Here is an 18,691-nt window from a genome sequence, read left to right on the forward strand (position 1 = left end):
GAAACAACCACGCTCATCGAAACCCGTGGTGCGAATATCAATTTTGACTCGCCAGTTGGTGAAAATGTGCTATTAAAATATGGGGTGAATTATAGAAATCAGAAAATTACCCCACATAAATTTTTCCAAAGTGGTTTAAGTGAACCTAAAAAAGATGATTTCGGCGTTTATTTAGAGGCGATTCATTCAATGGGTGATTTTATTTTAACCACAGGGCTTCGCTATGATTACTTCAAGTTGAAAGCAATGGATGGAAAAACCGTTTCTGCGGATAAATTCAATCCTAGTTTAGGGTTAATTTGGTTGGTGAATGATAATTTAAGCTTTAGCGCTAACCACAACTACGCTTCGCGCAGCCCACGTCTTTATGATGCGTTAATGACACATGGTAAGAGAGGTATTATTTCTATTGCTGATGGTACTGTCGCTGAGCGCGCGCGCAATACTGAGCTTGGGTTTAATTATAAAGATGGTAATTGGTTAATAACAGGAAGCTATTTCTGGCAAAAAATTAGTAATGCTATTGCTAATCCGCAACAAAGACATGATGCAAATGGTATGCCAATTATGGGTACGAGAGAGACGGTAAACGCGGGTTATATTCGCAATCACGGCTATGAACTCAGCGTGGCTTATACTATCCAAGGCTTAACCGCAAGTATGGGCGTTTCTCATAGCAAACCAAGAATTTATGATACTCACCCAGATAACCTACTTAGCAGCAACCCAGAATTTGCTGTACAAACAGGAAGAACTTGGACGGCAGGGCTTGCCTATCGATTTGAAACACCAAATTTAGAAATTGGCTATCGTAATCGCTCCGCTGAACGTGGCAAAGGTTCTGTGTTAGTCAGAGAAAATAACGGTACCACTGTTGTAGAACGTGCAGGATATAGTGTTCATGATTTTTATGTGAACTGGAAGCCATTTAATAATGATGATATGAATGTGAATATTTCATTAAATAATGCCTTCAATAAATTTTACTATCCGCATACACAACGCGGTGAAACCCTTGCAGGTGTAGGGCGAAATCTAAGTATCGGCGTAAATTACACATTTTAATTATCATTGCCAAGAGCTGGTTTAGGCTGGCTCTTACATCTCTGATAGCGTGCTAAAAATCCTAGCTTATGGCTAGGATTTTCTTCTTATCACTTCTCTTAAATTTGTTCAACCCCCTCAAATAAGCAAAAAGGATTTTTGCGTTAAATCAATAACCACCTATAAATACTACGAAAGAGTTAGTTTTTCTTTGCTTGAATAACTACGCGGCGTTTCGCCCTTGTGATAAAATCACTGCACTTTTCCTTATAGGTGAATTTTATGTCAATAATCAATCAATTACAGCTCGAACAAATTGCCTGTCAGCGTGGCGATAAAGCCCTGTTTACGGATTTATCGCTCACTTGGCAAAGCGGTGATTTTGTGCAGATTGAAGGACATAACGGCATTGGCAAAACCAGCTTGTTACGCATTTTAGTTGGCCTTGCACCGCCTTTGGCAGGGCAAGTGTGTTGGAATGGACAGGCGATCAAACAATGCCGCGAAGAATATTATTATCATCTATTGTATTTGGGACATCAGGCGGGCATTAAACCTGAGCTAACCGCGTGGGAAAATTTGCAGTTTTATCAAGCCATTAGCCTATGTCAGCAAGGCGATGAGGCATTGTGGCAGGCGTTAGAGAAAGTGGGATTAATTGGGCGTGAGGACATTGTTGCAGGGCAACTTTCCGCAGGGCAGCAAAGACGCATTGCCCTTGCGCGTCTGTGGCTTTCCCAAGCGCCATTATGGATTTTAGATGAGCCTTTTACCGCCATTGACAAAAATGGCGTACGCATTTTAACGCGTTTATTTGAACAGCAAGTAGAAAGAGGCGGAATGGTGATTTTAACCAGCCACCAAGAAATTCCAAGCGAACAATTACAAGTGTTAGATTTAGAAAAATATAAATGTTATCCACACCGCGAATAGCTTCATCATAGATAAAGTGCGGTGCAAAATTAGAGAATTTTTTATGCAGATATTTGTGCAAATCATCAAACGGGAATTACGCATTGCAATGCGAAAACAAACGGAAATTCTTAATCCGTTGTGGTTCTTTTTGATTATCATCACCCTGTTTCCGCTGGTTATCGGGCCTGAGCCAAAATTGCTGGCAGAAATCGCCCCTGGTGTGGCTTGGGTGGCAGCGTTGCTTTCTGCCTTGCTTTCTTTTGAGCGTTTGTTTCGCGATGATTTTATTGACGGATCGCTGGAGCAATTAATGCTCAGCTCTCAACATTTAGCCTTAACCGCCTTGGCGAAAGTGGTAGCGCATTGGTTATTAACCGGCTTGCCGCTCATTTTGCTTTCCCCCATTGCGGCGTTATTGCTTTCTTTGGATAGCCATATTTGGTGGGCGTTGGTGCTAACTTTATTACTCGGCACGCCAATTTTAAGCTGTCTTGGTGCGATCGGCGTGGCGCTCACTGTTGGGCTGCGCAAAGGCGGCGTGTTGCTGAGTTTATTAGTGTTACCCTTATTTATTCCAGTGCTGATTTTTTCTGCGTCCGTCCTTGAAGCAGCCGCGCTTGCCTTGCCTTATAACGGGCAACTTGCTATTTTGGGCGCAATGTTATGTGCGGCCCTGACCTTATCGCCTTTTGCCATTGCGGGGGCATTACGAATTAGCCTTGAATAAGGCACAAGTTTTTATTTTTTGATTAAAGGAAAGATTGATTATGTGGAAATGGCTTCACCCTTATGCCAAATCAGAAACCCAATACCATTTATGCGGAAAATTTATTCCTTGGTTTGTGGTGCTTTCAACCTTATTAATTGGCACCGCCTTAGTTTGGGGCTTGGCGTATGCGCCAGCAGATTATCAGCAAGGCAACAGCTTTCGCATTATGTATATTCACGTTCCAGCGGCGATTTGGTCAATGAGCATTTATGTTTCAATGGCGATTGCGGGCGTAATTGGTTTGGTATGGCAAATTCGCCAAGCGCATCTTTCTATCATCGCAATGGCGCCGATCGGCACGGTGTTCACCTTTATCGCCTTGGCAACAGGCGCGATCTGGGGCAAGCCAATGTGGGGAACTTGGTGGGTGTGGGACGCGCGGCTCACCGCATCATTAATCTTATTTTTCTTATATTTAGGTGTGATTGCGCTGTATTCCGCTTTCCAAGATCGCACAACGGGAATGAAAGCGGCAGCGATTTTATCCATTGTCGGTGTGATCAATATTCCGATTATTCACTTTTCAGTGGAATGGTGGAACACATTGCACCAAGGGGCGAGCATCACGAAATTTGAGAAGCCGTCCATCGCCACGCCAATGTTAATTCCATTAATTTTATCGATTTTCGGCTTTATGGCCTTAACCATTTGTTTAACCTTAGTGCGTTACCGTTTAGCGTTATTAAATGATGAGAAAAAACGCCCTTGGGTGAAAGCGTTAGTCAGTCAGCAAAAAATTTAACCAATTTGCACCGCACTTTCGTTTTCGTAAAAATAAAGTGCGGTAGTTTTTTCAAGAATTTTTAATTTTATAAGGATAAGATGATGTTTTTTGAATCTGTGAGTGATTTTCTGAATATGGGGGGCTACGGTTTTTACGTTTGGCTTTCTTATGGCGTTTCTTTCTTAGCCATTGCAGGTTTGATCTTGCAAGGCGTAATGAGCAAGAAAAAACTTATAAATGAAATTAAACGCGAACAACAACGCGCGCAATATGAACAAAACCGCAGAACAGGAGAAAGCCTATGAATCCAAGACGTAAATCACGTTTAACCATTGTGTTATTTGTGTTAATTGGCGTGGCGGTGGCGTCATCATTGGTGCTGTATGCGTTGCGTCAAAATATTGATTTATTTTACACCCCAACGGAAGTGATCTACGGTAAAAATGACGATGCGGAATCCAAACCAAAAGTAGGGCAACGTATCCGTGTTGGCGGAATGGTGGTGGCAGGCACGGTGAAACGTGATGACAAAAGCCTGAAAGTAGTGTTTGATCTTAACGATATTGGGCCTTCGATCACCGTGGAATATGAAGGTCTTTTGCCTGATTTATTCCGTGAAGGGCAGGGCATTGTGGCACAAGGCGTGCTAAAAACACCAACGCTGTTGGAAGCAAGTGAAGTGTTAGCGAAACACGATGAAAATTATGTACCGCCAGAATTAGGTGAGCAAATGAAAAAAGTGCATAAACCAATGGGTATTTCAGATTTAACGGGCGAAAGCGAGCGTGATCGTCAAGAAAAACAAGAAGGTAAATAATGATCGCAGAATTAGGAAACTATGCGTTAGCCTTGAGTTTGGGCGTTTCCCTGCTATTGGCGTTTTTCCCTTTATATGGCGCAGAAAAAAATAACGCGCAGCTAATGGCATTGGCGCGCCCAATGACGTATGGGCTATTTTTCAGCCTAACCTTAGCCTTTGCCAGTTTATTTTATTTATTCGCCACCAACGATTTTTCCGTGCAATATGTGGTGAATAATTCCAATACCAACTTGCCGTTGGCTTACCGCTTATCCGCCGTGTGGGGTTCGCACGAAGGATCGCTATTATTATGGATTTGGTTGCTCACCTTATGGAGTGCGGCAGTTGCCTTTTTCAGCAAGCCATTACCGCAAGAAGCAGTCGCGCGCGTGCTAGGTGTAATGGGTGTGATTACCATTGGTTTCTTAATTTTTGTTTTATTCACCTCCAATCCTTTTGATCGCACGTTCCCTGATTTCCCTGTGGAGGGGCGAGAGTTAAATCCGCTGCTGCAAGATGTCGGCTTGATTTTCCACCCGCCGTTACTTTATATGGGCTATGTGGGCTTTTCCGTGGCGTTTGCCTTTTCCATTGCGTCATTAATGACAGGCAAACTAGACACCGCTTGGGCAAGATGGTCAAGACCTTGGACAATGGCAGCTTGGGTTTTCTTGACCTTAGGGATTGTTCTCGGCTCTTGGTGGGCGTATTACGAACTCGGCTGGGGCGGCTGGTGGTTCTGGGACCCAGTAGAAAACGCGTCACTAATGCCTTGGTTGGCAGGAACGGCGTTATTACATTCTCTTGCGGTAACGGAAAAACGTGGTTCATTCAAAGCGTGGACGGTGTTACTGGCTATTTTGGCCTTTTCGCTGTGTTTGCTCGGCACATTCCTTGTGCGCTCAGGCATTTTAGTTTCTGTTCACGCTTTTGCGTCCGATCCAACTCGTGGGCTTTATATTTTGGCTTATTTGATCGTGGTGATTGGCGGTTCGCTTACCCTGTATGCCTACAAAGGCAACCGTATTCGCTCAAGAGATAACGCCGAGCGTTATTCCCGTGAAACCATGTTATTGCTCAATAATATTTTATTAATGACCGCACTTGCAGTGGTCTTTTTAGGCACATTATTGCCTTTGGTGCATAAACAACTTGGCTTGGGCAGCATTTCTATTGGCGCACCGTTCTTCGATCAAATGTTCCTATACATTATGATCCCTTTTGCCTTATTACTTGGCATTGGGCCTTTGGTGAAATGGCGTAGAGATCAATTTTCTGCCATTAGAACGCCAGTGATTATCAGCCTAATTTTGATGCTAATTGCTGGTTTTGTGTTGCCTTATTGGTTACAAGATCGCATCACCGCAACCTCCGTGCTTGGCGTGATGATGTCGGTGATTATCACTGTATTGGCATTATATGAATTACAACAGCGTGCTACGCACCGCCACAATTTCTTTGTGGGACTAAGCAAGCTTTCTCGTTCCCATTGGGGAATGGTGTTGGCGCATCTTGGCGTAGCGATGACCGTTTGGGGCATTGCCTTTAGCCAAAACTACAGCATTGAACGTGATGTACGAATGAACGTAGGCGACAGCATTGATATTGCGGGTTATGATTTCAAATTCCAAGGTATTAGTGATGCCAATGGCCCGAATTATCTCGGTGGCAAAGCGGAAATTGAAATCAGCAAAAACGGCAAATATGAAACCACGTTGTATGCTGAAAAACGTTTTTATACCGTGAGTAAAATGTCAATGACAGAAGCGGCGATTGACTGGGGCTTTAGTCGCGATCTCTATGTCGCCTTAGGCGAAAGCCTTGGCAATGGCGCGTGGGCATTGCGTTTATACTACAAACCGTTTATCCGTTGGATTTGGTTCGGCGGCGTATTTATGGCGTTAGGCGGTTTGCTCTGTATGCTTGACAGACGCTACCGTTTCAAACAGTTATTAACTAAAGCTCAAACAGAATAAGAAGGTCGTGATGAATAAAAAATATGCTATTCCTTTGATTTTATTTTTAGCGCTAACCATCGCCTTTTTTGTGCAATTACAACGTAATTCCAACGGTGATGATCCTAAAGCCTTGGAAAGTGCTTTAGTGGGTAAGCCCGTGCCAGCGGCAACTTTGCAAGATCTGTTTGAGAATAAAACGCACGATCAAGGTATTTTCCAACAAGGTAAACCGATCTTATTGAATGTGTGGGCGACTTGGTGTCCCACTTGCTATGCAGAGCATCAATATTTGAATCAGCTCCATTCACAAGGGGTAACCATAATCGGTGTGGATTACAAAGACAAAACAGACAAAGCCATTAAATGGCTGAAAGATTTGGGCAATCCTTATCAGCTTGTGATTAAAGATGAAAAAGGATCTTTTGGGCTCGATTTGGGCGTATATGGTGCGCCAGAAACTTTCATTATTGATGGCAAAGGTATCATTCATTATCGCTATGCAGGGGACGTGAACGAAAAAGTATGGCAAAGCACCTTGCAGCCGATTTATCAAAAATTAATGGAACAAAAATAATGCGAAAAATTCCTTATTTTTTCACCGCACTTTTATTTTGTGCCATCACGGCAAAGGCAGCCATTGAAGTGCGAAATTTTGCTTCAGCGCAGCAGGAACAGGATTACCAAAGCCTAACCCAAGAGCTACGTTGTCCGCAATGTCAGAACAATAATATTGCCGATTCCAACGCTACCATTGCCGTGGATATGCGCGAGAAAGTGTATGAATTGCTCAGCCAAGGGCAAAGCAAACAGCAAGTGGTGGATTATATGGTACAACGTTACGGCAATTTTGTTACCTACAACCCACCGCTCACACCGGCTACGGTGTTACTTTGGGCTGTGCCAGTTTGCCTTGTGCTGTTCGGCGGCATTTTAGTGTTACGCCGTAAACCGAAAAAACAACCACAGGCAAAACAAAGTGCGGTGCAAATTAATGATGAAAATTTAACCCAAGCGGAACAGCAACGTTTACAACAATTATTAAAGGATAAGGAATAAATAATGAATTTTTGGCTTATCAGTTTTGCGATCACCCTTATTGTGGCGCTAATTTGTTTTTATCCCTTATTATTTTCAGGCAAACAAGCGCTTGACAGCAACAAGCGTAACAAACTAAATAAAGCCTTTTATTTCAATCGTTTGCAAGAAATTGAAGAAGATGAAAAGCAAGGTTTAATTGAAAACGCCTCGCAGTTACGTACGGAATTACAGCAAACCTTATTGCAAGATATTCCTGAAAATGAACAACTTCAGCAAGATGGCAAACGCTATGGCAAAATCTGGTTTGTATCGGGCTTTTTAACCTTAGCAATTTTAGCAGGGCTAGGCTATATGCAAGCAGGCGCTTGGCAGCAAGAAGCTATGCTCGAAAAAACCTACCAAAAACTACCGCACTTTTATGAGCGTTTAAAGGAAGAAGAAAGTAATCCAATGAGCGATCAAGAATTGCAACAATTCGCCACCGCACTGCGCTTAAAATTGCAAAAAGAACCCAACAACGCGGCGGACTGGTGGACGCTCGGACAAATTGCAATGAATCTGGATAAGGCACGCTTAGCCTATGACAGCTACGCCCGCGCGGTAAAATTAGATCCTGAAAATATCGAATATCAGCTTTCTTATGCGCGCATTTTAATGTTTTCCGATGATCAAACGGATAAAAACAAAGGAATGGATTTGCTCAAAGGCGTTCTACGCAAAGATCACAGCAACCTACAAGCTCTTGGTTTACTTGCGTTCCAATATTTTGAAAGCGAAGAATACAAAATGGCCGCAGTAACTTGGGCGATGATGTTACGCCTAATCCCCGAAAACGATCCAAGAGTCGCCCTACTTGAAAAAAGTATCCGCGCCGCCCGCGATGCACAAGAAGAAAAAGAAAAGGCGGAGTAGAAAGAAGAAGGGGCAAATCTAATTTAGCCCCTTTTTTATCCCCTTTGCTTAGCCAATCCTCGCAAGTACGAGTTTGGCCATCATTTCGATATGGGCGGGTTCTGCGTTAAGGGCGGGGATATATTGGAAAGATTTTCCGCCGTTATGCAGGAAAATGTCGCGGTTTTCTACTTCAATTTCTTCCAACGTTTCTAAACAGTCAGCAGAAAATCCTGGGCAGATGACCGCAACTTTTTCAATACCTTGCTGCTTTGTGGCATTATGCAGGAAATTGTCAGTATAAGGTTTTAGCCATTCTTCTTTGCCGAAAAGGGATTGGAAGCAAAGTTGCCATTGGTTTTCTGTTAAACCGAGGCGATCCACCACCGCCAGCGTGGTTTGCTTACAATGTTCGCGATAATAATCTCCTTCTTGCTCATAACGTAATGGGATACCGTGATAAGAAAAAAGTAAGAATTCATCGGGCTTCATTTTGGCTTTAATGGATTGCACTAACGCATCGATATATTGCTCATCAAGATGATAAGAATGGATAAACTCAAACGGCACTAGCCCACGAATGGATTTTAATGCTTGGGCAAAACAATCCAATACCGCCGCCGTTGTAGTGCTGCTATATTGCGGATAAAGCGGTAGCACAATGATTTTATCCACTTGATTTTTGAGTAAATTTTCCACCGCACTTTGCATTGAAGGATTGCCATAAGTCATTCCAATTTCCACAAGAGCATTAATGCCTTGCTGATCGAAATAGTGCTGTAATTTCTGTTGTTGCTGTTTAGAAATAACCAATAATGGCGAGCCTTGTTCTGTCCAAACACTGCGGTAGGTTTCTGCCACACGTCTGGAACGGCGGGGCAAAATCACGCATTTTAATAGCGGCCACCATTGCCAGCGAGGGAGATCTACCACGCGTGGATCAGTGAGAAATTGCCATAAATAGCGTGAAAGGGCTTTGGGTTCTGGTGCGTCTGGCGTGCCTAAATTAGCAAGAATGACGCCGATTTTTTGTCTGTTCATTGATTCACCACGCTTAATGTGAGTTTTGCAAAGCAGCATAGTTTATCCGCTTGATCTTTAATGTCAATTTGCCAAAATTGAGTGGTTTTACCTAAGCGAATAGGGGTGGCTCTGGCGGTTACTACGCCTTCACGCACGGGGCGAAGGTGGCTGGCGTTAATCTCTAATCCAACCACGGCTTGCTTTTCTTCCACGCAACAAAAACCCGCCATTGACGCAACGGTTTCCGCCAACGCCGCAGAAATTCCGCCGTGTAAAAAGCCCATTGGTTGAGTGGTACGATGATCAACAGGCATTGTGGCTTCTAGCCAATCTTCTCCTTGGGCGGTAAATTGAATGCCTAAATGGGCTACGGCACAATGGGCGTTAAATTGATTAAGTTGTTCTAAAGTAAAGTGTTTTTTCCAAATTTTCATTGTTTTATTCTAGTTAAGTAAGGTTAAGAGGGCTTGCACTGGGTGTTTTGGTTGCCATTTTTCCAAGCGTTTCACTTGGCTGCGGCAAGAATAGCCTGTGGCAAGGCAATAATCAGGATTTTTGCCTGCCAGTTTTTTCTCCCACGAGCTAGCATAAATGGCTTTCGACATTTCAAGATGTTGCGTTTCGTGGCCGAATGTGCCAGCCATTCCGCAGCAGCCCACGGTTTCCACTTGTAATGGTTGTCCAAAGGCAGCAAAGATTTCTTGCCATTCTTTAGGACTATTTGGCAGCCCTGTGGATTCAGTACAATGAGGGAATAAATGCCATTGTTGTTCTTCTGGTAAAGTGCGGTGGTTTTTTTGTGAATTTTTTATTCCCTGTACGAATTGTTCAGAATGAAGTTGATTTTTTAGCCATTGATGGGCAGTAAGCACTTGGAAATCACCACGTTCTGCGCCTAAAATTTCACGATATTCATCGCGGTAAGACAGCACAATAGCAGGATCTACACCCACTAAAGGAATGCCTAACTTCGCCATTCGATTTAAAAATTCTGCTTGATTTTTCGCCGTTTTAGCAAAGCGAGTGAGGAAGCCTTTAATATGCTGTGCTTTGCCATTGGGTTTGAATGGCAGCAAAATTGGTCGATAGCCGAGTTTTTGTGTTAGCGCCACAAAATCCGCCACCACTTTAGCATCATAATAAGACGTGAAAGGATCTTGTACGATAAGCAGCATATTTTGCTTTTCGGTTTCGCTTAAGTTTTCTAGCTGTTCTAAACTCAAACCCTGATAGTTAAGGGCGACTAATTGCTGTTGCAAATTCGGTTGGCTTAATAAAGGCAAATCCACCATTCCTAAGGCTTTTTGTGCCAGCGGTTGGGTGATTTTGGCCGCGGTGAAAAAGTTAAAAAATTTCGGTGCTTTTGCCATATAAGGCGCAACCAGTTCCACATTTGACACCACATAATCTTTGATTGGGCGAGCATAACGCTGATGATAAAAATGCAAGAACTTGGCACGGAAACTCGGCACATCAATTTTTATCGGACATTGGCTTGCGCAGGCTTTGCACGAAAGACAGGTATCCATCGCCGCTTTCACTTCGTGAGAAAAATCATATTCGCCACGCGCTTTTTGTAGGCTATGGCGAATTTTAGCCACAAAATCGCTGAGTTTCATTTGGCTTTGGCGAAAATCTAATTGAACGGCAGAAATGTTTTGATTAGCCAGTAAACGCAGCCATTCACGCACCATCGCAGCACGTCCTTTCGGTGAAAACAAGCGATTTTTGCTCACTTTCATTGACGGACACATTGTGCTGTTTACATCAAAATTAAAACATAAACCATTGCCGTTGCAGTTCATTGCGCCAGAAAATTCTGCTTTCATTTGAATTGGAATTTGGCGATCTTGATCTGCGCGCATTGGCGATAGGATAGAGTAAAGCGCTTGTTCGCTGTCAAGTGCGGTGCAAATTTTGCCCGGATTTAGGCGATTTTGCGGATCGAACAGGGTTTTGATGTAACGCAGTTCTTGCCATAATTCAGGCGTGAAAAAGGTTTCGCCATATTGCGAGCGCATACCTTTGCCGTGTTCGCCCCAAATTAGTCCGCCGTATTTGTGTGTGAGATCTGCCACTTGATCGGAAATTTCTTTAAACAGTTTCACTTGTTCTTTGTCGCATAAATCAAGGGCGGGGCGAACATGTAGCACGCCAGCATCAACGTGGCCGAACATTCCGTATTCTAAGTGATGGGCATCAAGCAGCGCACGAAATTCACTGATGTAATCGGCAAGATGTTCAGGCGGAACGCAGGTATCTTCCACAAAAGGAATGGGTTTAGCCGCACCTTTCGCATTCCCCAGTAAGCCCACGGCTTTTTTACGCATCGCATAAATACGCTCAATGGAAGGCAAATCACTGCAAACTTGATAGCCGATAATATCATCTTGATTTTGTGCAATTTTTTCATCAAGTTGGGCGCAAAGTTGTGCCACTTGTTTTTCAATCAGGGTTTTGCTGTTGCCAGCATATTCCACAATATTTAAGCCAAGAATTGGGTTTTCTTGATCTTCAGTAAGCAGATCGCTCACGGAGTGCCAAATGATGTCTTGTTTGGCAAGGTTTAGCACTTTGCTATCCACCGTTTCTACTGAAAGGGCATTGGCTTTGAGCATAAAAGGTGCGTTACGCAACGCGGCATCAAAAGAGCGGTACTTTATATTAATTAATGTGCGATATTGTGGGATTGGCGTGAGATCTAAGGTCGCTTCACAAATAAACGCAAGCGAGCCCTCTGAACCTGTTAAAATGCGTGAAAGGTTAAATTCTGATTCATCATTATTAAATACATTTTTGAGATCGTAACCAGTTAAAAAGCGATTAAGCTGTGGCAAATCACGCAAGATTTCAGGGCGTTTTTGTTGGCAACGCTGGAAAATTTCTTGATGTAAATGACGGCTGCGCTGAGAAAGCGGTTGTTGCTGTAATGATTGCTCGAAATCTGCGGTTTTCAGCGCGTGGGTATCAATCACTTCACCATCGATTAAGACAGCACGCAAACCTAAAACGTGATCGGAGGTTTTGCCATAACGCAATGAGCCTTGTCCTGAGGCATCGGTGTTGATCATTCCCCCTAGGGTCGCACGGTTGCTGGTGGATAATTCAGGCGAGAAAAACAACCCATAAGGTTTCAAAAATTGATTCAGTTGATCTTTTACCACGCCTGCTTGCACTTTCACCGAACGCTCTTGTACATTGAGTTCAAGAATTTTCGTCATATAACGCGAAAGATCCACAATAATATTATTATTTAAGGCTTGTCCATTGGTGCCTGTACCGCCGCCGCGTGGGGTAAAGGTGAGCGAAAGGTATTTTTCTTTTTGAGCGAGTTTAGTGAGGCGCACCACATCTGCCGTATTCTTAGGGAATAAAATGGCTTGTGGCAGTTGCTGATAAACACTGTTATCCGTTGCAAGACTTAAGCGATCCGCATAGCTTGAAGCAATATCGCCCGTAAAATGTTGGCGTTTTAATTCATTGAGATAATCTGAAACTAAAGGGGATAATTGTGGAATATCAGTTAATGAAGGTAGCATAATCAACTCTTAATTTTTGGCCCATAATCGATCAAATGAAGGAAATTTTAGCATATTCTACCAAAAACACACAGGGACAATTTGCCGTAAATTGAGTGAGATAGGGAGTAAAACAATGAAAAACCTGTTTAAAAAATGTTCATCTAAATGTGGTTTTTACTACGGAAAAATAGGGCTAAAACGGTTTAATTGTTTAAATTATAAGCTAATGGGCTAAAAATCGTTTGATTTTCTTTTTTATCAGGTCGATAATATAACCACTTAAAGTTTAGGTTAAATAAGAAATCTGAATGGGTTCTAGCCTTTCTTTAAGTTATAGAACAAAGGTTATTTCCTTTTTAGGCTATTTAACTGACATTAATTTTATAAAAAAGTTTTTGTTTTTTTATAAAAAGCGTTTAAGATCAGAAAACACACTTAGACGGTGTTTTAGGTTTTTTTAGTTTTAATAACTAAATCAACGTTTATTTTTAATTTAATGATGACTAAATAATAGAGGATCATCCAAATGAAAAAAACTGCAATCGCATTAGCTATCGCTGGTTTAGCAGCAGCATCTGTACAAGCAGCTCCACAAGCAGGCACTTTCTATGCAGGTGCTAAAGCTGGTTGGGCATCTTTCCACGATGGTTACGGTCGTTTAGAAAACAATGCAACATTCGGTGTTTTACGTAATTCTGTAACTTACGGTGTATTCGGTGGTTACCAAATCGTTGATAACTTAGCTGTTGAAGTTGGTTATGATGATTTCGGTCGTGCAAAATTACGTAACAAAGGTGTTACAGTTGCTAAACACACTAACCACGGTGCGCACTTAAGCTTAAAAGCTAGCTACCCAGTATTAGAAGGCCTAGATGTTTATGGTCGTGTTGGTGCAGCATTAATCCGCTCTGACTACAAAAACAAAAAAGGTGTATCATACGCTAATGGTCAAACTCTTTTAGGTGCAGATGCGCACAGCTTAAAAGTATCTCCAGTATTTGCAGCTGGTGTGGAATATAATCTTCCATCATTACCAGAGTTAGCATTACGTGTTGAATATCAATGGGTACAAGGTGTTGGTCGTTTAGAACAAAACGGTCACCGTGTAGACTACACTCCAAACATTGGTTCTGTAACAGCTGGTTTATCTTACCGTTTCGGTCAAGGTGTTCCATTCGTAGCGCCTAAAGAAGTTTCTAAAACTTTCTCTTTAAGCTCTGATGTAACTTTCGCATTCGGGAAATCTAACTTACGTCCAGAAGCGCAAAACACATTAGATGGTATCTACGGTGAAATCGCACAATTAAAATCTGCAAACGTTGCAGTAGCTGGTTACACTGACCGTATCGGTTCAGAAGCATCTAACTTAAAATTATCACAACGTCGTGCAGAAACAGTTGCTAACTACTTAGTATCTAAAGGTGTTTCTCAAAACGCTATTTCTGCAACTGGTTACGGTGAAGCAAACCCAGTAACTGGCGTTAAATGTGATTCTGTTAAAGGTCGTAAAGCGTTAATCGCTTGTTTAGCTGACGATCGTCGTGTAGAAATCGCAGTTAAAGGTCAAGAATAATTTTATTCGTGATTTAAACCTTTAAGAAAAAGACCTAAACGCAAGTTTAGGTCTTTTGTTATTTATACTTCATAACTTTTATTTGATAGGTGAAAAATGAAAAAGTGGATTATCGCAATTATCATCGCAGTGATTGCCGGTTTTATGCTAATCACAAGTTATAATGGTTTGGTGCAAGCGGAAGAAAAAATTGATTCTGTATGGGCAAACGTAGAATCGCAATACCAGCGCCGTGCAGATCTCATTCCAAATATTGTGAATACGGTAAAAGGTCAGGCTAATTTTGAGAAAGAAACCTTAACAGGTGTTATGGAAGCCCGTGCAAAAGCGAGCCAAACAAAAATTGATCCAAGCAATATGACAGAAGAACAATTAGCACAATTCCAACAACAACAAAATTCTGTGGGTTCGGCCTTATCTCGCCTGTTAGTTACTGTAGAAAAATATCCAGATCTTAAAGCGCACGAAGGCTTTATGAATTTACAAGCACAATTAGAAGGCACGGAAAATCGCATTAATGTAGCGCGTGATAAATTTAATGAAGCGGCGCGTGAATATAACCAAAAAATTCGCCAGTTCCCAACGAAGTTTGCGGCAATGATTTTTGGCTTTAAAGAAAAGCCTTATTTTAAATCATCAGCCGGTTCAGAAAATGCGCCAGTGGTGAATTTTAACTAAAAGAGCGGTGAAAAATGGGATTATTTTCCAGACTTCCTTTTGATAAAAAAGCAATCGAGGCGGCAATTGTTCGCCTCGAGCAACAAAGTTCAGCAGAATTACGGGTATATATTGAACGTCATATGCCTAAATCTGATAGCCAAAATGCCAGTGTTACACGGGCTTTATCTGTTTTTGAGCAATTGGAAATGCATCAAACCCAAGCGCGGAATGGCATCTTGATCTATATTGCTTATAAAGATCAGCAGTGTGCGATCATTGGTGATAAAGGGATTGATCAATATGTTGCAGCTGATTTCTGGCAGCAGCAATGTGTAGAAATGACAGACTATTTTAGACAAGGCATCTATACGCAAGGCGTAGTGAAAATTATTGAAAATATGGCGAAATTACTGGCAAAACATTTCCCAATTCAACCAGATGATATTAATGAATTGGATAATGAGGTGATTATTAATGATTAAATTGCTAAAAAGTGCGGTGATTTTTTTCAGTATTTTTTTCTCGATAAATAGTTATTCTGTTGATTTTCCTGCATCTCCAAATCCGTTTCATTATGTCAATGATTACACAGGGACTTTAACCCCTTCAGAAAGACAATTACTTGAAAATAAACTGATTGCCTATTCTAAAGAAACCAGTTCGCAGATTGCGGTGGTATTAATTCCAACTACGGGAAATTATGATATTGCGCAATATAGCTTTGAATTGGGCGACAAATGGGGAATTGGGCGTAAACAGCTTAATAATGGCGTATTGATGCTGATTGCCGTAAATGATCGCAAAATTTTTATTGCCACAGGGCAGGGGCTTGAAGGTGCATTGCCAGATGCTTTCCTTGCGCAAATTATTCGCAATGTGATTACACCTGCTTTCAAACAAGGACATTATTCACTTGGCATTGATCGCGGATTGGATTACATCATTGCGGCAAGCAAAGGAGAATATGATCCTGCAAAAGATGAGCCAGAATGGACGGACTACATTCCTATCCTAATGATTGCATTATTTGTGCTAGTGGTGCTTTTTGGTGAGCTAAACTGGCGTCGCACGCCTTATATTAGCCCAACAACCAACCATAATGGTGAGATCTTGCGTAGAACTTCAACTATTCGCCGCAGAGGTGGTGGATTTGGCGGTGGTTTCGGCGGAGGCGGCTTCGGTGGTGGTTCTGGCGGAGGCTTTGGCGGTGGTGGCTTCGGTGGCGGCGGTGCTGGCGGAAGTTGGTAATACCCGATTATTTTACTCGGGTTATTGGTATCTCAAGCCCCTTATGCTACAATCAGCCCACTTAATTCAAAACGAGGATAATTATGGAAACCTTAGAACGTATTAAAAAACAAATTGCTGAAAACCCTATTCTTATTTATATGAAAGGCTCACCGAAATTCCCTTCTTGCGGATTCTCTGCAAGAGCGGTAGAAGCCCTAATGAATTGCAAAGTGCCTTTTGGTTATGTAGATATTTTGCAAAATCCAGATATTCGTGCAGAGCTACCAGCTTATGCAAACTGGCCAACGTTCCCACAATTATGGGTAGAGGGTGAGTTAATTGGTGGTTGTGATATTATTTTAGAAATGTATCAACAAGGCGAATTACAAACCTTATTAAGTGAAGTGGCAGCACGTCATCCACAACAATAAAATAAAAAACCTGACAATTTGTCAGGTTTTTTATTAATTTCGCATCGCATTTTTCATAATACGATCTTTGGCAACTTTCCATTCGCGATCTTTAATGTCATCACGTTTATCGTGTTGTTTTTTCCCTTTCGCAACACCAATTTTAATTTTTGCCCAAGGGCCTTTCCAATAAAGAGAAAGGGCAACAATGGTAAAGCCATCACGGTTTGCTTTGCCGAAGAGTGAAGCTAATTCTCGTTGTTTTAACAATAACTTACGCGTACGCGTTGGATCGCACACAATATGCGTTGAAGCCACGCTTAATGGTTGAATGGTCGCACCGAATAAATAAGCTTCGCCATTTTTGAAAATAATATAACTGTCGCTAATATTCGCTTTGCCTGCGCGCATTGATTTTACTTCCCAGCCTTGCAAGGAAAGCCCTGCTTCAATTTCATCTTCAATAAAATATTCGTGTCTAGCGCGTTTATTTAAGGCAATGGTATTTGATGTTTGTTTTGGTTTTTTCTTTGTCATTTTAATTAATTTATTCTGATAAAATTACCGCACATTCTACCCAATCTAGGGAAAAATCGCAAAAGCACTTGCGTTGCAAAGCGATCTTTATAACAATGAAGCATTAATTTTTGCATTGAGTAAGCATTGATGAAATATAAGAATTTACGCGATTTTTTGCAGCTGTTAGAAGAACAAGGCGAATTAAAACGCATTTCGCAAGAAATCGATCCTTATTTGGAAATGACCGAAATTTCCGACCGCACTTTGCGTGCCGGTGGGCCAGCGCTATTATTTGAAAATCCGAAAGGATTTGCAATGCCCGTGCTGTGCAATTTATTTGGCACGGCAAAGCGCGTGGCGCTTGGAATGGGGCAGAATGATGTGTCCGCCTTGCGTGAAGTGGGGAAACTGCTCGCCTTTTTAAAAGAGCCAGAACCGCCAAAAGGGTTTAAGGATTTATGGTCAACCTTGCCACAATATAAACAAGTGCTAAATATGCCAGCGAAAGTGTTAAGCAAAGCACCTTGTCAGGATATTGTACTCAGTGGCGATGAGGTGGACTTATACCGCTTGCCGATTATGCAATGTTGGAAAGATGACATTGCACCGCTTATCACTTGGGGGCTCACCATTACCAAAGGGCCGAATAAAAAACGACAAAATTTAGGGATTTACCGCCAACAGTTGATCGGCAAAAATAAATTGATTATGCGTTGGCTCTCGCACCGTGGGGGCGCATTAGATTTTCAAGAATGGAAAGAGCAAAACCCTGATAAACCTTTTCCTGTTTCTGTGGCATTAGGCGCTGATCCCGCAACGATTTTAGCAGCCGTAACGCCTGTACCTGATAGCCTTTCTGAATATGCTTTTGCAGGATTGCTGCGTGGCAACAAAACGGAAGTGGTGAAATCGGTGAGTAACGATCTTGATGTGCCAGCTAGTGCAGAAATCGTGTTGGAAGGCTATATTGATCCCAATGAAACAGCATTAGAAGGGCCTTATGGCGATCACACGGGTTATTACAATGAACAAGAGTATTTCCCAGTGTTTACTGTTACCCACATTACAATGCGACAAAACCCGATTTATCATTCCACTTATACCGGGCGGCCACCTGATGAGCCAGCGATTTTGGGCGAAGCGTTAAATGAAGTGTTTATCCCGATTTTACAAAAACAATTCCCTGAAATTGTGGATTTTTATTTGCCGCCTGAAGGTTGTTCTTACCGTCTTGCGGTGGTAACGATGAAAAAACAATATGCCGGCCACGCCAAGCGTGTAATGATGGGCGTTTGGTCTTTCTTACGCCAATTTATGTACACCAAGTTTGTCATCGTGTGTGATGATGATATTAACGCGAGAGATTGGAAAGACGTGATCTGGGCGATCACCACGCGTAGCGATCCTGCGCGCGATTGCACCATTGTGGAAAACACACCCATTGATTATTTGGATTTTGCCTCGCCGATTGCTGGGCTAGGTTCTAAAATGGGCATTGACGCCACCAATAAATGGCCGGGTGAAACTAACCGCGAGTGGGGCATTCCCATTAAAAAAGATCCTGAAGTAGTCAAACGCGTGGACGAAATTTGGGAAAGTTTACAGATTTTTAGCTAA

20 protein-coding genes are annotated in these 18,691 nt (G+C 42.2%); 16 read left to right on the forward strand and 4 right to left on the reverse strand.

The window, feature by feature from the left end:
- The 10 genes from L5B76_RS00005 to ccmI all read left to right on the forward strand — a co-directional run.
- On the forward strand, positions 1–1,065 hold a 1,065-nt coding region (locus L5B76_RS00005; protein WP_265753762.1), incomplete at its 5' end, for a TonB-dependent receptor domain-containing protein.
- 261 nt (positions 1,066–1,326) lie between these two features.
- Positions 1,327–1,977 (forward strand): cytochrome c biogenesis heme-transporting ATPase CcmA, encoded by a 651-nt coding sequence (gene ccmA / locus L5B76_RS00010; protein WP_265753763.1) that lies wholly within the window; start codon positions 1,327–1,329, stop codon positions 1,975–1,977.
- Positions 1,978–2,020: 43 nt separating this feature from the next.
- Positions 2,021–2,686 carry a heme exporter protein CcmB gene (ccmB, locus tag L5B76_RS00015; protein ID WP_265753764.1) on the forward strand — a complete coding sequence of 222 codons (666 nt, stop codon included), beginning with the start codon at positions 2,021–2,023 and terminating at the stop codon, positions 2,684–2,686.
- Positions 2,687–2,726: 40 nt separating this feature from the next.
- Entirely contained in the window at positions 2,727–3,470 is a 744-nt protein-coding gene (locus L5B76_RS00020; RefSeq protein ID WP_115249490.1) for a heme ABC transporter permease, read from the forward strand.
- Between the two features lie 83 nt (positions 3,471–3,553).
- The gene (gene ccmD, locus L5B76_RS00025; protein WP_103855529.1) at positions 3,554–3,757 is read left to right on the forward strand and encodes a heme exporter protein CcmD; all 204 of its coding nucleotides are present in this window, start codon (positions 3,554–3,556) and stop codon (positions 3,755–3,757) included.
- The gene (ccmE, locus tag L5B76_RS00030) at positions 3,754–4,269 is read left to right on the forward strand and encodes a cytochrome c maturation protein CcmE (protein WP_265753765.1); all 516 of its coding nucleotides are present in this window, start codon (positions 3,754–3,756) and stop codon (positions 4,267–4,269) included. The genes ccmD and ccmE overlap by 4 nt, the downstream gene beginning before the upstream one ends.
- On the forward strand, positions 4,269–6,227 hold the full coding sequence (locus L5B76_RS00035) for a heme lyase CcmF/NrfE family subunit (protein ID WP_115249492.1): 1,959 nt from the start codon (positions 4,269–4,271) through the stop codon (positions 6,225–6,227). The genes ccmE and L5B76_RS00035 overlap by 1 nt, the downstream gene beginning before the upstream one ends.
- A gap of 10 nt (positions 6,228–6,237) precedes the next feature.
- Entirely contained in the window at positions 6,238–6,783 is a 546-nt protein-coding gene (locus tag L5B76_RS00040) for a DsbE family thiol:disulfide interchange protein (RefSeq protein ID WP_194750693.1), read from the forward strand.
- Positions 6,783–7,265: a cytochrome c-type biogenesis protein gene (locus L5B76_RS00045; RefSeq protein ID WP_165779980.1), complete on the forward strand. Its 483-nt coding sequence runs from the start codon at positions 6,783–6,785 to the stop codon at positions 7,263–7,265. The genes L5B76_RS00040 and L5B76_RS00045 overlap by 1 nt, the downstream gene beginning before the upstream one ends.
- Before the next feature lie 3 nt (positions 7,266–7,268).
- On the forward strand, positions 7,269–8,159 hold the full coding sequence (gene ccmI, locus L5B76_RS00050) for a c-type cytochrome biogenesis protein CcmI (RefSeq protein ID WP_265753766.1): 891 nt from the start codon (positions 7,269–7,271) through the stop codon (positions 8,157–8,159).
- 48 nt (positions 8,160–8,207) lie between these two features.
- Here the strand turns inward: ccmI and hemH are convergent, their stop codons facing one another.
- Genes hemH through ydiJ form a run of 3 tightly spaced genes read right to left on the reverse strand, consistent with a single transcriptional unit; the run spans position 8,208 to position 12,700 of the window.
- Complete coding sequence (gene hemH, locus L5B76_RS00055; RefSeq protein ID WP_265753767.1) at positions 8,208–9,179, reverse strand: ferrochelatase; 972 nt, start codon at positions 9,177–9,179, stop codon at positions 8,208–8,210.
- Positions 9,176–9,595, reverse strand: a complete 420-nt coding sequence (locus L5B76_RS00060) for a hotdog fold thioesterase (protein WP_265753768.1) — start codon at positions 9,593–9,595, stop codon at positions 9,176–9,178. Before L5B76_RS00060 ends, hemH begins: the two co-directional genes overlap by 4 nt.
- A 9-nt stretch (positions 9,596–9,604) precedes the next feature.
- Positions 9,605–12,700: a D-2-hydroxyglutarate dehydrogenase YdiJ gene (gene ydiJ, locus L5B76_RS00065; RefSeq protein ID WP_265753769.1), complete on the reverse strand. Its 3,096-nt coding sequence runs from the start codon at positions 12,698–12,700 to the stop codon at positions 9,605–9,607.
- Positions 12,701–13,208: 508 nt separating this feature from the next.
- Between ydiJ and ompA the strand changes: the two genes are divergently transcribed.
- The 5 genes from ompA to grxD all read left to right on the forward strand — a co-directional run bounded on the left by ompA (position 13,209) and on the right by grxD (position 16,576).
- Positions 13,209–14,255 (forward strand): porin OmpA, encoded by a 1,047-nt coding sequence (gene ompA, locus L5B76_RS00070; RefSeq protein WP_265753770.1) that lies wholly within the window; start codon positions 13,209–13,211, stop codon positions 14,253–14,255.
- Between the two features lie 96 nt (positions 14,256–14,351).
- Complete coding sequence (locus L5B76_RS00075) at positions 14,352–14,933, forward strand: LemA family protein (RefSeq protein WP_115249499.1); 582 nt, start codon at positions 14,352–14,354, stop codon at positions 14,931–14,933.
- Positions 14,934–14,947: 14 nt separating this feature from the next.
- Entirely contained in the window at positions 14,948–15,397 is a 450-nt protein-coding gene (locus L5B76_RS00080; protein WP_265753771.1) for a TPM domain-containing protein, read from the forward strand.
- A complete protein-coding gene (locus L5B76_RS00085) occupies positions 15,390–16,163 on the forward strand; it encodes a TPM domain-containing protein (RefSeq protein WP_265753772.1) in 774 nt (257 codons plus the stop codon). Before L5B76_RS00080 ends, L5B76_RS00085 begins: the two co-directional genes overlap by 8 nt.
- 83 nt (positions 16,164–16,246) lie before the next feature.
- On the forward strand, positions 16,247–16,576 hold the full coding sequence (gene grxD, locus L5B76_RS00090) for a Grx4 family monothiol glutaredoxin (RefSeq protein WP_115249502.1): 330 nt from the start codon (positions 16,247–16,249) through the stop codon (positions 16,574–16,576).
- A gap of 33 nt (positions 16,577–16,609) precedes the next feature.
- Here the strand turns inward: grxD and smpB are convergent, their stop codons facing one another.
- Positions 16,610–17,092, reverse strand: a complete 483-nt coding sequence (gene smpB / locus L5B76_RS00095; RefSeq protein WP_103853116.1) for an SsrA-binding protein SmpB — start codon at positions 17,090–17,092, stop codon at positions 16,610–16,612.
- 129 nt (positions 17,093–17,221) lie between these two features.
- On the opposite strand from smpB, the gene ubiD reads away from it, so the two are divergent.
- Positions 17,222–18,691 carry a 4-hydroxy-3-polyprenylbenzoate decarboxylase gene (ubiD, locus tag L5B76_RS00100; RefSeq protein WP_265753773.1) on the forward strand — a complete coding sequence of 490 codons (1,470 nt, stop codon included), beginning with the start codon at positions 17,222–17,224 and terminating at the stop codon, positions 18,689–18,691.

Source organism: Avibacterium sp. 21-594 (assembly GCF_026226815.1).
In the GTDB taxonomy this organism is placed as follows: domain Bacteria; phylum Pseudomonadota; class Gammaproteobacteria; order Enterobacterales; family Pasteurellaceae; genus Avibacterium; species Avibacterium avium.

Coding starts and splice junctions, on each gene's coding strand:
- ccmA (WP_265753763.1), top strand. CDS start 1,327: ATGTCAATAATCAATCAATTACAGCTCGAACAAATTGCCTGTCAGCGT.
- ccmB (WP_265753764.1), top strand. CDS start 2,021: ATGCAGATATTTGTGCAAATCATCAAACGGGAATTACGCATTGCAATG.
- L5B76_RS00020 (WP_115249490.1), top strand. CDS start 2,727: ATGTGGAAATGGCTTCACCCTTATGCCAAATCAGAAACCCAATACCAT.
- ccmD (WP_103855529.1), top strand. CDS start 3,554: ATGTTTTTTGAATCTGTGAGTGATTTTCTGAATATGGGGGGCTACGGT.
- ccmE (WP_265753765.1), top strand. CDS start 3,754: ATGAATCCAAGACGTAAATCACGTTTAACCATTGTGTTATTTGTGTTA.
- L5B76_RS00035 (WP_115249492.1), top strand. CDS start 4,269: ATGATCGCAGAATTAGGAAACTATGCGTTAGCCTTGAGTTTGGGCGTT.
- L5B76_RS00040 (WP_194750693.1), top strand. CDS start 6,238: ATGAATAAAAAATATGCTATTCCTTTGATTTTATTTTTAGCGCTAACC.
- L5B76_RS00045 (WP_165779980.1), top strand. CDS start 6,783: ATGCGAAAAATTCCTTATTTTTTCACCGCACTTTTATTTTGTGCCATC.
- ccmI (WP_265753766.1), top strand. CDS start 7,269: ATGAATTTTTGGCTTATCAGTTTTGCGATCACCCTTATTGTGGCGCTA.
- hemH (WP_265753767.1), bottom strand. CDS start 9,179: ATGAACAGACAAAAAATCGGCGTCATTCTTGCTAATTTAGGCACGCCA.
- L5B76_RS00060 (WP_265753768.1), bottom strand. CDS start 9,595: ATGAAAATTTGGAAAAAACACTTTACTTTAGAACAACTTAATCAATTT.
- ydiJ (WP_265753769.1), bottom strand. CDS start 12,700: ATGCTACCTTCATTAACTGATATTCCACAATTATCCCCTTTAGTTTCA.
- ompA (WP_265753770.1), top strand. CDS start 13,209: ATGAAAAAAACTGCAATCGCATTAGCTATCGCTGGTTTAGCAGCAGCA.
- L5B76_RS00075 (WP_115249499.1), top strand. CDS start 14,352: ATGAAAAAGTGGATTATCGCAATTATCATCGCAGTGATTGCCGGTTTT.
- L5B76_RS00080 (WP_265753771.1), top strand. CDS start 14,948: ATGGGATTATTTTCCAGACTTCCTTTTGATAAAAAAGCAATCGAGGCG.
- L5B76_RS00085 (WP_265753772.1), top strand. CDS start 15,390: ATGATTAAATTGCTAAAAAGTGCGGTGATTTTTTTCAGTATTTTTTTC.
- grxD (WP_115249502.1), top strand. CDS start 16,247: ATGGAAACCTTAGAACGTATTAAAAAACAAATTGCTGAAAACCCTATT.
- smpB (WP_103853116.1), bottom strand. CDS start 17,092: ATGACAAAGAAAAAACCAAAACAAACATCAAATACCATTGCCTTAAAT.
- ubiD (WP_265753773.1), top strand. CDS start 17,222: ATGAAATATAAGAATTTACGCGATTTTTTGCAGCTGTTAGAAGAACAA.